The 13037-nt window shown below is 67.0% G+C and carries 13 protein-coding genes; 9 read left to right on the top strand and 4 right to left on the bottom strand.

Features of this window, described 5'->3' with window-relative positions; translation table 11 throughout:
- The 5 genes from ACLQ3I_RS20955 to proB all read left to right on the top strand — a co-directional run.
- Nucleotides 1-2761 (top strand): Rne/Rng family ribonuclease (locus tag ACLQ3I_RS20955; protein ID WP_425804400.1); only part of this gene is annotated, 2761 nt, incomplete at its 5' end.
- 302 nt (nucleotides 2762-3063) lie between these two features.
- Nucleotides 3064-3375 carry a 50S ribosomal protein L21 gene (gene rplU, locus ACLQ3I_RS20950; RefSeq protein WP_425793627.1) on the top strand — a complete coding sequence of 104 codons (312 nt, stop codon included), beginning with the start codon at nucleotides 3064-3066 and terminating at the stop codon, nucleotides 3373-3375.
- A gap of 36 nt (nucleotides 3376-3411) precedes the next feature.
- A complete protein-coding gene (gene rpmA, locus ACLQ3I_RS20945; protein ID WP_164306645.1) occupies nucleotides 3412-3675 on the top strand; it encodes a 50S ribosomal protein L27 in 264 nt (87 codons plus the stop codon).
- Nucleotides 3676-3770: 95 nt separating this feature from the next.
- Entirely contained in the window at nucleotides 3771-5243 is a 1473-nt protein-coding gene (obgE, locus tag ACLQ3I_RS20940) for a GTPase ObgE (RefSeq protein ID WP_425804397.1), read from the top strand.
- A complete protein-coding gene (gene proB, locus ACLQ3I_RS20935; RefSeq protein WP_425804394.1) occupies nucleotides 5240-6355 on the top strand; it encodes a glutamate 5-kinase in 1116 nt (371 codons plus the stop codon). The genes obgE and proB overlap by 4 nt, the downstream gene beginning before the upstream one ends.
- A gap of 53 nt (nucleotides 6356-6408) precedes the next feature.
- On the opposite strand, the gene ACLQ3I_RS20930 is transcribed toward proB, so the two are convergent.
- The 4 genes from ACLQ3I_RS20930 to ectA all read right to left on the bottom strand — a co-directional run bounded on the left by ACLQ3I_RS20930 (nucleotide 6409) and on the right by ectA (nucleotide 9718).
- A complete protein-coding gene (locus ACLQ3I_RS20930) occupies nucleotides 6409-7305 on the bottom strand; it encodes a Sir2 family NAD-dependent protein deacetylase (RefSeq protein WP_425804391.1) in 897 nt (298 codons plus the stop codon).
- Between the two features lie 87 nt (nucleotides 7306-7392).
- Nucleotides 7393-7815: an ectoine synthase gene (locus tag ACLQ3I_RS20925; RefSeq protein WP_425793633.1), complete on the bottom strand. Its 423-nt coding sequence runs from the start codon at nucleotides 7813-7815 to the stop codon at nucleotides 7393-7395.
- Nucleotides 7812-9083 (bottom strand): diaminobutyrate--2-oxoglutarate transaminase, encoded by a 1272-nt coding sequence (ectB, locus tag ACLQ3I_RS20920; RefSeq protein ID WP_425793635.1) that lies wholly within the window; start codon nucleotides 9081-9083, stop codon nucleotides 7812-7814. Before ectB ends, ACLQ3I_RS20925 begins: the two co-directional genes overlap by 4 nt.
- 107 nt (nucleotides 9084-9190) lie before the next feature.
- Nucleotides 9191-9718, bottom strand: a complete 528-nt coding sequence (gene ectA / locus ACLQ3I_RS20915) for a diaminobutyrate acetyltransferase (RefSeq protein WP_425793637.1) — start codon at nucleotides 9716-9718, stop codon at nucleotides 9191-9193.
- A gap of 187 nt (nucleotides 9719-9905) precedes the next feature.
- On the opposite strand from ectA, the gene rsmD reads away from it, so the two are divergent.
- The 4 genes from rsmD to ACLQ3I_RS20895 all read left to right on the top strand — a co-directional run bounded on the left by rsmD (nucleotide 9906) and on the right by ACLQ3I_RS20895 (nucleotide 13005).
- Nucleotides 9906-10460, top strand: a complete 555-nt coding sequence (gene rsmD / locus ACLQ3I_RS20910; protein WP_425793639.1) for a 16S rRNA (guanine(966)-N(2))-methyltransferase RsmD — start codon at nucleotides 9906-9908, stop codon at nucleotides 10458-10460.
- The gene (locus ACLQ3I_RS20905; protein WP_425804388.1) at nucleotides 10453-11535 is read left to right on the top strand and encodes a nitronate monooxygenase; all 1083 of its coding nucleotides are present in this window, start codon (nucleotides 10453-10455) and stop codon (nucleotides 11533-11535) included. Before rsmD ends, ACLQ3I_RS20905 begins: the two co-directional genes overlap by 8 nt.
- A 37-nt stretch (nucleotides 11536-11572) precedes the next feature.
- A complete protein-coding gene (coaD, locus tag ACLQ3I_RS20900; RefSeq protein WP_425804386.1) occupies nucleotides 11573-12061 on the top strand; it encodes a pantetheine-phosphate adenylyltransferase in 489 nt (162 codons plus the stop codon).
- 116 nt (nucleotides 12062-12177) lie between these two features.
- On the top strand, nucleotides 12178-13005 hold the full coding sequence (locus tag ACLQ3I_RS20895) for a DivIVA domain-containing protein (protein WP_425793645.1): 828 nt from the start codon (nucleotides 12178-12180) through the stop codon (nucleotides 13003-13005).
- Nucleotides 13006-13037: the final 32 nt, after the last annotated feature.

The raw sequence follows: 13037 nt of genomic DNA, 5'->3' as shown, positions 1-13037 counted from the left end.
TGCCAAGTCCGACAGTGCCAAGTCCGACAGTGCCAAGTCCGACAGTGCCAAGTCCGACAGTGCCAAGTCCGACAGTGCCAAGTCCGACAGTGCGACCGACGACAAGGCCGCGGCCGGGAAGGACGCCGACGTCGACGAGACGCGCGGCGACGACAGCACCCACGACGACGACTCGACGGGCGATGGCGGCGGGTCGCGTCGGCGCCGTCGGGGCCGCCGTGGACGAGGCCGTGGTCGAGGAGATCAGGCGGACACGGGCACCGACGACACATCTGACTCGCCGGACGAGGACTCCGACGACGAGTCGGCCGACTCCGCCGGCGACGACCGGAATGCGCGACCCTCCGGCAAGAAGAGCAAGAAGGCCAAGGCGAAGGACAAGGACCGCGAGCCGGACGACGACGAGAGCGGGGACGCCGACGGCGAGGACACCGACGACGCCGACGACGGTTCGGGCTCGGACGACTCCGACCAGAATCCGTCCAAGCGGCGCAGGCGCCGTCGCCGCCGCAAGGGCGGTGCGGACGGGGAGGACGCCTCGCCGGACGATCCGCCGAACACCGTGGTGCACGAGCGCGAGCCGCGCAGCAAGCGGGCACGCGACGAGGTGCAGGGCATCTCCGGTTCCACGCGACTCGAGGCCAAGCGTCAGCGTCGGCGTGACGGTCGCGACGCGGGACGTCGACGACCACCGATCCTGAGCGAGTCGGAATTCCTGGCGCGGCGGGAGGCCGTCGACCGGGTGATGGTCGTGCGCGAGCGGAGCGCGAACAGCTCGATCAGCGTGGCGGCGAACGCCGGCGACCACGGGCATGACCAGGCTGTGCCGGTCGAGGACTACACACAGGTCGCGGTGCTGGAGGACGGGGTGCTCGTCGAGCATTTCGTGACCACCGAGACCTCGTCGTCGATGGTCGGCAACATCTACCTCGGACGCGTGCAGAACGTGTTGCCCGGGATGGAGGCGGCATTCGTCGACATCGGTCGCGGACGCAACGGCGTGCTCTATGCCGGTGAGGTCAACTGGGACGCCGCCGGACTCGACGGCGGATCGAGGAAGATCGAGCAGGCCCTCAAGCCGGGCGACAACGTCCTCGTCCAGGTCAGCAAGGATCCGGTCGGTCACAAGGGTGCTCGTCTGACGACACAGATCTCGCTGGCCGGTCGCTACCTGGTCTACGTGCCGGGCGGTTCGTCGACGGGGATCAGCCGCAAGCTCCCCGATGTCGAGCGCAAACGGCTCAAGAGCATCCTGGGCAAACTCGTCCCCGACGACGCGGGTGTCATCATCCGCACCGCGTCCGAGGGCGTCAGCGCCGAGGACCTCGGTGCGGACATCGAGCGCCTCGAAGGTCAGTGGAAAGAGATCGACGCCGCGGTCGGGAAGACCAAAGGCGGATCCGGTTCGAACTCGCCCCAAGCCCTGTACGAAGAGCCGGACCTGCTGGTGCGGGTCGTGCGCGACCTGTTCAACGAGGACTTCAAGAAGCTCGTCGTCGAGGGCCAGAAGGCGTGGGATCTCGTCCAGCGCTACATCAGCGCGGTGGCACCGGATCTGATGGATCGGGTCGAGCGGTTCGAGCGGGCACACGCCGACGCGCCGGATTCGTTCGTCGTGCACCGCATCGACGAGCAGCTCGCGAAGGCACTCGATCGCAAGGTCTGGTTGCCCTCGGGTGGCACGTTGATCATCGAACACACCGAGGCCATGACCGTGGTCGACGTGAACACCGGAAAGTTCACCGGGTCCGGCGGAAACCTCGAGGAGACCGTCACCCGCAACAACCTCGAGGCGGCCGAGGAGATCGTGCGGCAGATGCGCCTGCGCGACATCGGCGGCATGATCATCGTCGACTTCATCGACATGGTCCTCGAATCGAACCGGGACCTCGTCCTGCGCCGTCTGACCGAGGCGCTCGCACGCGACCGGACCAGGCACCAGGTGTCCGAGGTGACATCGCTGGGGCTGGTGCAGATGACGCGCAAGCGTCTCGGTACCGGTCTGCTCGAGGCCTTCTCCACGACGTGCACCCAGTGCAGCGGACGCGGCATCATCGTGCACGCGAATCCGGTGGAGGTCCGATCCGACGACACCGCGCGGTCCGACGGCGGCGGTGGATCGAAGCGATCGCGGCGCAACCGTCGCAAGGCTGAGCCGGCACCCGACACCCAGAAGCCGACACACAATCCGGCCGAGCATCCGATGTTCCGCGCCATGGCGGCGCACTCTCACGATCCCGACGGTGAGCACGAGCCGCAGGACGTGCACGGCGAATCGGAGGAGAAGGCGGATACCTCGGCCGGACGGGCAGATGCCGTTGCTCAGGGCGATGACGCCCACATGGTCGAGAAGACCCCGAAGACGTCGGGGGAGAAGTCGGCCGCCGCGGGCTCCCGTGACGCGGATTCTCGTGAGAGCGTGAGATCCGAGCCCAGCGCGGCGGCGGGCGAGTCCGTGGCCGCGCCGGCCGAGCAGCCCGCCACCGCGCCGAGCACGCCCGAGGTCGCGGCGACGGAGTCCGAGCCGGCGTCCCCCGCGCCTAAACGCCGACGTCGGGTGGTCCGCCAGGCGGCCTCCCCGCCGACGGCCTCGGAGCCGGTGGTCCTCACCGCCGACGCCGACGGATCGTCGTCGGGACCGAAGACCACGTTCGGGCCGACTGGCGGAAGCGCGTCGTCCGAGGCCGCCGTCGCGGTCCGGCGTCGCCCTCGCCGCCGGACGGCAGGCAGGCCCGCCGGCCCGCCGCCGGCGGAGGAATGAGGATGGCGACCGCTGTGAGCAGGTCGGGAGCGTACACGTGAGTTTGACCCGAGCGACGACGGTCCCGTAATCTTGATTGGTCGCCTTCCGCGGAGGGCTTGAGCTGTGCCCGGAACACCCAGGACGACCCTGGGACCGGCAGATGCGCGAGACCCGACGGCAGGCATCTGGTGTGATCCGTAGTGACTCCCCGGCGCAGATGCGGGGTTGGCGTGCGGCCCGTACCAGGCACGCACCACCCACACACCCCGGTGCGCAACAGCGCCGTGGGTCCGACAGACGAGTTAAAGAGGACAGCTTCGATGGCAACGTACGCGATCGTCAAGACCGGCGGTAAGCAGTACAAGGTCGCTGAGGGCGACATTGTGAAGGTCGAGAAGATCGACAGCGAGCCGGGCAGCAGCGTGAGCCTGCCGGTGGCGCTGGTCGTCGATGGCTCGAACCTCACCACCGATGTGGACAAGTTGGCGAAGATCTCGGTGACCGGTGAGGTCGTCGAGCACGTCAAGGGCCCGAAGATCCGCATCCACAAGTTCAAGAACAAGACCGGCTACCACAAGCGCCAGGGTCACCGTCAGAAGCTGACGGTCCTCAAGGTCACCGGTATCAAGTAACTCGATTCCCGCACGTACCTCAGGAGGACTGCAGAGATGGCACACAAGAAGGGCGCGTCCAGCTCGCGCAACGGTCGTGATTCCAACGCCCAGCGGCTCGGCGTGAAGCGTTTCGGTGGACAGAAGGTCAGCGCGGGCGAGATCCTGGTCCGTCAGCGCGGCACCAAGTTCCACCCGGGCGTCAACGTGGGTCGCGGTGGCGACGACACCCTGTTCGCACTGGAGACCGGCTCGGTGGAGTTCGGCACCAAGCGTGGCCGCAAGACGGTCAACATCGTCCCGGAGACCGTCGCGGTCTGACGGACGCCGGGAGCACGTTCAGCTCTACACAGGGCGGGCAAGGGTCATGACGTACCCGGCCCGCCCTGCTTGTTTTCTCAGGAAGGAAGTCACCGATGTCTCGGTTCGTCGACCGTGTGACGATTCACGTCGCGGCGGGCAACGGCGGCCACGGCTGCTCGTCGGTGCACCGCGAGAAGTTCAAGCCGCTCGGCGGTCCCGACGGTGGCAACGGGGGCAACGGCGGGTCGGTTCGTCTCGTCGTCGACCCGCAGGTGCACACGCTGCTGGACTTCCACTTCCGGCCGCACGCCAAGGCGTCCAACGGTAAGCCCGGCGCGGGGGACAACCGAGACGGCGCCACCGGTGACGACCTGGTGTTGGAGGTTCCCGACGGTACCGTCGTGCTCGACGAGGACGGCAAGATCCTTGTCGACCTGGTAGGCGAGGGCACCACGTTCGAGGCCGCGCAAGGCGGACGCGGCGGACTCGGCAACGCGTCGCTGGCGTCCAAGGCGCGCAAGGCGCCCGGTTTCGCCCTGCTCGGCGAGGACGGGCAGCATCGCGATCTCGTCCTCGAACTGAAGTCGGTGGCCGATGTCGGGCTGGTCGGATTCCCGTCGGCCGGCAAGTCGTCGCTCGTGTCGGTGCTGTCGGCGGCCAAGCCGAAGATCGCCGACTACCCGTTCACCACCCTCGCGCCGAATCTGGGTGTGGTGCAGACCGCCGGAGACGTGTTCACCATCGCCGATGTGCCGGGCCTGATCCCCGGGGCCTCGACCGGCCGCGGGCTGGGGCTCGAGTTCCTCCGGCACCTGGAGCGCTGCGCAGTGCTCGCTCACGTCGTCGACTGCGCCACCCTGGAACCCGGTCGCGATCCGGTCTCCGACATCGACGCCCTCGAGGCGGAACTGTCTGCATACCAACCCGCTCTCGACACCGACCACAGCCTCGGTGACCTGGCCGAGCGACCGCGCGTGGTCATCCTCAACAAGATCGATGTGCCCGACGCGGCAGACCTTGCCGATATCGTCGAACCCGAACTCGTACAACGTGGTTGGCCGGTCTTTCGTATCTCCGCCGTGAGCCACGAAGGCCTGCGGGAACTGACCTTCGCCCTGGCGAAGATGGTCGCGGACTATCGCGAGAGCCACCCGAAGCCCCAGCCGCGCCGCCAGGTGATCCGCCCCCAGGCGGTCGACGAGGCGGGATTCAGTGTGTCGGCCGACCCCGACGTGGACGGCGGATTCATCGTTCGCGGCACCCGCCCGGAGCGGTGGATCGCGCAGACCCAGTTCGACAACGACGAGGCCGTCGGTTATCTGGCCGACCGCCTCAACCGGCTGGGGGTGGAGGACGAACTCGTCCGGCTGGGTGCCAAGCCCGGCGCACCCGTGACGATCGGCGACGTGTCGTTCGACTGGGAGCCGATGACGCCCATGGGCGATGACGTTCCGGTCACCGGCCGCGGCACCGACATCCGACTCGACCGCAACGATCGTATCGGCGCGGCCGAGCGCAAGCAGGCCCGGCGACTGCGTCGCGGCGTGCCACAGCCCGACGAGGACGGCGAACAGGACGTCCGGTGAGCGACGTCCGTGAACGGATCGCCCGCGCACGCAGTGTGGTGGTCAAGATCGGATCGTCGGCGCTGACCGATCTGCACGAGGGACTCGATCGGAGTCGCCTCGACCGTCTCGCCGACGCACTGGAAGCGCGGATGCGTGCGGGTTCGGACGTGATCGTGGTGTCGTCGGGTGCCATCGGTGCCGGCATCGCACCGCTGGGATTGAAACGACGACCGACAGATCTCGCCACCAAGCAGGCTGCGGCGAGTGTCGGCCAACTGGCGCTCGCGCACGCGTGGGGAACCTCGTTCCATCGTTACGGCCGGACCGTCGGACAGGTCCTGCTCACCGCCGACGACATCTCCAACCGCGCCCATCATGCGAATGCCCAACGGACACTTGACCGTCTGCGATCGCTCGGTGCCGTTGCGGTGGTGAACGAGAACGACACCGTTGCGACCACCGAGATCCGTTTCGGTGACAACGATCGTCTCGCCGCCCTCGTCGCCCATCTCGCCGGTGCCGACGCGTTGATCCTGCTGTCGGACGTCGACGGCCTCTACGACGGTGATCCGCGCAGGGTCGGCGCCGACGGGCGAAGGGCGGGTCTGATCCCCGAGGTCCACGGGCCGGAGGATCTCGACGGCGTGATCGCCGGCTCCGGAGGCGCCCTCGGCACCGGCGGCATGGCCTCCAAACTCGCCGCTGCCCGGCTGTCGGCCGACGCCGGTGTGCCGGTGTTGCTCGCCGCGGCCGATCAGGCTCCGCAAGCCCTGGCGGATGCCTCGGTCGGGACGGTCTTCGCCGCGCGGGGCGAGCGCCTCTCGGCGCGACGTTTCTGGGTCCGACATGCCGCCGATGCGCGTGGACAACTCGTCCTCGACGACGGCGCGGTCGCCGCAGTCGCGCGACGACGCCGGTCGCTGCTCGCCGCCGGCATCGTCGGTGTGAACGGGCGGTTCTACGGTGGCGACGTGGTGGAGCTCGTCGACCTCACCGGTGCCGTGCGGGCACGCGGAGTGGTGGCCTACGACTCCGACGATATCGCCCTCGCAGTGGGGCGTTCGACCACCGACCTGCCATCGGAGCTCCGTCGCCCGGTGATCCACGCGGACGATCTGGTCGCGACCTGACCTGGCAGAGCCTTTGGCCCCAGGCACATTCATTGCGATGTCCTGGCGATCATTCACGCCGTCGCGCGCGCCCGTGATTCCGACAACCCCGGTAGCACCACCGACGCCAGATGGTCGATCTTGAGGTCTGCGATGTCGTCGGCACGGGTTGCGCCCCGGTTGACGACGGCGAGCTCCTTCCCGGTGCGGTGCGCATGGCGCGCAAACCGGAGTCCGCTCATGACGGTCAGCGACGATCCGATCACGAGCAGTGCATCCGCGTCGTCGACCATCGAGAATGCTTGGCGCACCAACGGTTTGGGAACGCTCTCACCGAAGTAGACGATGTCGGGTTTGACGATGCCACCGCATCGTGGGCAGTCGATCATCTGGAAATCGCTGGTGTCGTCGATCGCGGCGTCGGCGTCGGGGGCCACCTCGATGGCGCCGCGACCACGGACCCGCTCGGTGAATCCGGCGTTGAGCGTGTCGAGTTCGTGCGCGAGCTGATGCCGAGAGATCAGCCAGTCGCAGTCGAGGCAGCGGACGCGTCCGTAGCAGCCGTGCAGTTCGAGGACCCTTCGCGTGCCGGCCTTGGTGTGCAACAGGTCGACGTTTTGGGTGATCACGCCGGTGAGGAGCCCCAGGCGCTGGAGTTCGGTGAGTGCGCGGTGCGCGGCATTGGGCCGCGCGGCATCCATGTACCGCCAGCCGAGGTGGTTGCGGGCCCAGTAGTGGCGGCGGAACTCCGGCGACGACAGGAACATCTCCAGCGTCATCGGGGTGCGGGGTGGCGCGCCCGGGCTGCGATAGTCGGGGATTCCGGACTCGGTGGAGATCCCGGCGCCGGTGAGAGCAACGATCCGGCGCCCGTCGAGCAAGGTGCGCAACTCGTCGATCCGCGCCTCGACGTCGGTGTCGACGGCTGTCGGCTCGGCCGGATTCCAGCCGATCTGGAGTCTGGTGCGCACTCTGCCCAGAATAACCGCACGAACAGAAGACCCGCCACGACTGGTCGTCGTGACGGGTCCGGTGTCTGTGGCGCGGTCGCCGACTGACTAGACGGTGCTGTGCTTGCCTGTCGGAGCCGGCACGGCGACGAGCGGGTACACGCCGTCCTCGTCGTGCACCTCGGTGCCGACGACGGGCGGGTTGAAGACGCACAGCATGCGCAACTGCGTGTCGGCGGTGACCGTGTGCCGTTCGTGACCGTTCAGCAGGTACATGGTGCCCGGGGCGAGGGGATAGGTCTCGCCGGACTCGCGGTCGAAGAGCGTGCCCTCACCTTCGACGAGCCAAACCGCCTCCACGTGGTTGGCGTAGTGGAACTCGTTGACCGATCCGGCGTTGATCGTGGTCTCGTGGAACGAGAACCCGACGTGGTCGCCACCGAGGACGATGCGCTTGGAGACCCAATTGCCCTTCGGGTCGGCGACGTCGCGGTCGGTACCGGTGATTTCTGCTGTGGTTCGGACGATCATCCGATCACCTCCTTGACGGAATTGCTGATGATCTGCAGTCCGCGACCCAGGTCCTCGGTCGAAATCGTCAGCGCGGGAAGAAGTTTCACGACCTCATCGGACGGTCCGGAGGTCTCGGCGAGCAGGCCGGCACCGAATGCCGAAGCGCACACCTTGCTGGCGGTGGCCGACTCCTCGAAGACGAGTCCGCGGACCATCCCGCGGCCACGAGTGCTGATGCCCTCGTAGCGCTCGGCCAGTTCGGTGAAGGCGGTGTTGATCTGCTCGCCCTTGGCGTACACGTCCTTGGTGAGCGAGTCGTCGCTCCAGAAGTGCTCGATGGTCTTCATGCCGGTCACGAACGCGGGGTTGTTGCCGCGGAACGTGCCGTTGTGCTCACCCGGAGTCCAGACATCGAGCTCCGGCTTGAACAGCGTCAGGGCCAACGGGAGGCCGTAACCGCTGATCGACTTCGACAAGGTGACGATGTCTGGCTTGATGCCGGCCTCCTCGAACGAGAAGAACTCACCGGTGCGGCCACAGCCCATCTGGACGTCGTCGACGATCAGCAGGATGTCGCGACGCTCGCAGAGATCGGACAGCGCGCGCAGCCACTCCATCCGGGCGACATTGACGCCGCCCTCGCCCTGCACGGTCTCGACGATCACCGCGGCCGGGCGGTTCAGACCGCTGCCCGAATCGTCGAGCACACGCTCGAACCAGCCGAAGTCCTCGGTGACGCCACCGAAGTAGTTGTCGAACGGCATCGGGGTCGCGTGGACCAGCGGGATGCCGGCGCCGGCGCGCTTCATCGAGTTACCGGTCACCGAGAGCGATCCCAGCGTCATACCGTGAAAAGCGTTGGTGAAGCTGATGATCGACTCACGGCCGGTCACCTTGCGGGCCAGCTTGAGTGCGGCCTCCACCGCATTGGTGCCGGTGGGGCCGGGGAACTGGATCTTGTAGTCCAGCCCACGAGGCGCGAGGATCTTCTGTGTGAAGGTCTCGATGAACTTTCCCTTGGCGACAGTGGCCATGTCGAGGCCGTGGGTGATGCCGTCGTCGGAGATGTAGTCCAGCAGGGCCGCTTTCATGATCGGGTTGTTGTGCCCGTAGTTCAGTGAGCCGGCTCCGGCAAAGAAGTCCAGGTATTCGCGGCCCGTGGTGTCGGTCATCCACGAACCACTCGCGCGGGTGAACACGGCCGGCCAGCTACGGCAGTAGCTGCGCACTTCGGACTCGTGTTGGGTGAAGACCGAATCATCAACGGTCTGATCGAGAAGCTGCATCGTGACTTCCCCCTTTTTTGGTTGTGACGATCAATGCACGGCGGCGGCCGAGATCACCGGTGACCCGGAATCGTGGCACCGCCAAATTTCACAAATGTTGTGCGAAATCAGAATTCGGAAACTGTCGGTTCGAGGATGTAGAGATCCTCGGGCTCGTGGGCGTCGGGGAACTGTTCTGCTGCGAACAGATCCTGACGTTCGAATCGCAGTCCACGCGCATCGGCGACGGACTCGAACAAACGTTGCGACGCGCCGTTGTCGGGGCTGATCGTGGTGTGCATCGCCACCACACCGGACCGCTGGGTGCGGTCGAGCAACCGGTGCAGCATGGTGCCGGCGATGCCGTGACCACGGTATGTGTCGTCCACCGCGACCTGCCAGACCATGATGGTCGACGGATCGGTCTGACGGCGATATCCGGTGACGAATCCGACCGGATGTCCATCGACTTCGGCGACGATGGATGTCGTGGCGAAATCATGGCACCACAGGACATAGGCGTAACTCGAGTTGACGTCGAGAACCTTTGAGTCCGAGGCGATTTCCCACAGTCGCATGCCGTCGTCGGCGGTGGGCTGTCGATAATCGACAGTAAGGGCAGTTGTTGGGGCCGTTCTAGTTTGGGACGGGCTCATGACCTTTTCGACGTTAACAATGTGTGTCCGCGAAGTCATCTAGCAGCGGAAATCGGTCGGTGAATGCCCTACCTTCCGCCTGTTCAGCACCGGTTTGTGAAGTGGGTCACATTGATGTCACCCGGTGCCTGTGCGTGGTGGTGGGGCGGACGTCATCGACAGCGGCCCGGGGCGCAGAATGAAGGCAATGACCAGAATCATCGCCGGTGACTCCCGCGGGCGCAGATTGTCCGTTCCTGACGACGGTACGCGTCCTACGTCCGATCGGGTCCGCGAAGCCATCTTCAACATGATTTCTGCCCGATTCGATCTCGCGGGTGCCAGTGTCCTCGACCTGTACGCGGGGTCGGGTGCGCTGGCGCTCGAGGCGCTCTCCCGCGGCGCCGGGCACGCCACCCTGGTGGATTCCCGGCGACGCGCCACGTCGGTGATCAGTGCCAACCTCGCTGCCTGCGGAAAGGCCGGATCGGGTGTGGTGGTCACCCGCGCCGTGGCGTCGTATTTGTCGACGATGCCAACCGGCAGATTCGACCTGATCTTCCTCGATCCGCCGTATGACCAGGAGAACGGCGAGATGGCGGCCGATCTCGCGGCCCTCGCGCGCGGATGGCTGGCCGATGGCGGGATCGTGGTGGTGGAACGGAGTGCGCGCGCGCCGTCGACCGAGTGGCCGGACTCGATGAGCGTGCTCGTCCAGAAGAACTACGGAGATACCCGTGTGGAGGTGGCCGACAATGACTGATCGTGTCGACGGCGTCGAACCGATGGAAATCGGATCGCTGCAGGTCCCGCTGCCGATCCTGTGCGCACCGATGGCCGGCGGTCCGTCGACGCCTGCGCTGGTCGCCGCGGTGGGCGCGGCGGGTGGACTCGGCTGGCTCCCCGCGGGTTACCTGACTCCCGACGCGCTGGAGGACCTCGTCGCCGACCTCGAACAGCGGTCGGACCGGCCCTATGGCGTGAATCTCTTCCTGTCCGGGCCCGAGCCCGACGAGGCCGCCGATCGCGCAGTGCAGGCCTACATCGAGGAACTCGGCGGAGAGGCGGCGCGCTATGGCGTCGCACCGGGGGAGCCGCGGTTCACCGACGAGCGTGTGGCCGAGAAACTCGACGTACTGGCCCGGCATCGGCCATCGATCATCAGCTTCACCTTCGGCGACCCGGGCGCCACGATCATCTCGCGCGTACACAACGAGCTCGGCGTGCCCGTGGCAGTGACCGTGACGTCGGCGACGGAGGCCGGGGCCGCGGTGGCATCGGGTGCCGATGCGGTGGTGGTACAAGGCATCGAGGCCGGCGGGCACCGCGGATTGTGGCTCGACGATCCGTCCGAACCCGACGGGGGACCACGCACGACGACCGCCGACCTCGTGCGCACGGTCGTCGGGGCGGTCGATGTCCCGGTGATCGCAGCGGGCGGCATCGCCGACGGCGCCACGATCGGATCGCTGGTGGCGCTCGGTGCAGTCGGTGCGCAACTGGGGACGGCGTTCCTGTGCTGTGACGAGGCCGGGACGTCTGTGCCGCATCGTCGGGCGCTGCAGGAAGGGCTCTATGCCGACACCGTCGTCACGCGGGCCTTCTCGGGGCGCTCGGCACGCTCATTGCGGAACGGGTTCACCGAGCGGCATCCGGAAGCGCCGGCGAGGTATCCACACGTGCATCACGTGACGAAACCGATCCGGTCCGCGGCGACCGCCGCCGGTGAGGCCGACGACATCAATCTGTGGGCCGGGACGAGTTGGAGGTCGGTGACCGCCGGTCCGGTGGCCGGTCTGGTGGCTCGGCTGGCGGCCGAGCTGACTGCCGGGTCATGACCCGGGCGATGGTGACCGCTCGCGTAGATTTCCGGATATGACGTCAGCTGTCTTTCCCGGATCCTTCGACCCGTTCACGGTCGGCCACCGCTACATCGTGGAGCGAGCGGCCGCCCGATTCGACTCCCTGGTTGTCACCGTGGTGGTGAATCCGAACAAGCAGGGCATGTTCGGCGTCGACGAACGTATCGCCCTCATCCGCGAGGATTGTGCCGATCTGCCGAATGTGCGGGTGGACCGGTGGACCGGACTGCTCGTGGACTACGCCCGCAACGAGGGGATCGACACCATCGTGAAGGGGTTGCGCTCGGGCACCGACTTCGATTACGAGGTGCCGATGGCCCAGATGAACCGCGACCTCACCGATGTCGAGACGATGTTTCTGCTCACCGATCCGCGTTTCGCGCACGTGTCGAGTTCCTTGGTCAAAGAGGTGGCCAAGCTCGGCGGCGACGTCGTGCCGTTCCTGTCGTCCAGGATTCACGAGCGTCTACAGGCGCGACTGGCGGGGGAGCGCCAGATCTAGCCTCACCGCTGCGCGACACACCCCGTCCGCCTCACTGATCACACACACACCATTCGGCACAATAGTCACAGTTGTTTCATTCGCAGACCGAAGGCATACGCCGGATTGGGGTAGCTGTGTACCGGGTTTTTGAAGCGCTCGACGAACTCGTCGCGATTGTCGAGGAAGCGCGAAGCGTCCCGATGACCGCGGGCTGCGTCGTTCCGCGAGGCGATGTTCTCGAACTTCTCGACGACCTCAAGGATTCCATCCCGGGTGAGCTCGACGACGCCCAGGACGTGCTCGACCAGCGGGATTCGCTCGTCGGCAATGCCCGAGAGCACGCGGAGAACGTGATCGGCAAGGCCGACTCGGAATCCGAGGCGGTGATGGGCCACGCTCGCGCCGAGGCCGACCGCATCCTCTCCGAGGCAAAGGCGCAGGCCGATCGCATGGTGGACGAGGCGGGCGCCCACGGTAACCAGCTGGTGGACGAGGCGACTGCGGAGGCTCATCGCCTGTCGACGAGCGCGGCGCGCGAGTTCGATGCCGTCACCGGACGTGCGCGGGCCGAAGCGCAGCGGACCATCGACTCGGCCAACAACTCCTACGACAAGTCGGTTGCCGACGGCATCGCCGAACAGCAGCGCCTGGTCTCGGAGGCCGAGGTGGTCGCCGCCTCCAAGTCCGAGGCCGAGCGCATCATCGATGCCGCCCACGCAGAGGCCGACCGACTGCGTGGCGACTGTGACATCTACGTCGACGAGAAGCTGGCGCAGTTCGAGGAGATCCTCACGGGCACGCTGCGGTCGGTGAACCGAGGCCGCCATCAGCTCCGCACGGGTGCCGGCATGCATGACTACGTCGAGTACCCGCGCAGCGTGGACGAGCCGCCGGCACCGCGGGGCGGCCCGTCGTCGAGCCGGGATGTCGCCGACGAGCAGGGTTCCCGCCTGGCAGTGTGAGGCGATCGGCCTGCCGCGAGCGATTCGTGCGG

Origin of the sequence: Gordonia sp. DT101, assembly GCF_049844895.1 — a bacterium.
In the GTDB taxonomy this organism is placed as follows: domain Bacteria; phylum Actinomycetota; class Actinomycetes; order Mycobacteriales; family Mycobacteriaceae; genus Gordonia.
Note: the sequence above shows the minus strand (reverse complement) of the source record. Positions and strands in the feature narration are given on the sequence as shown.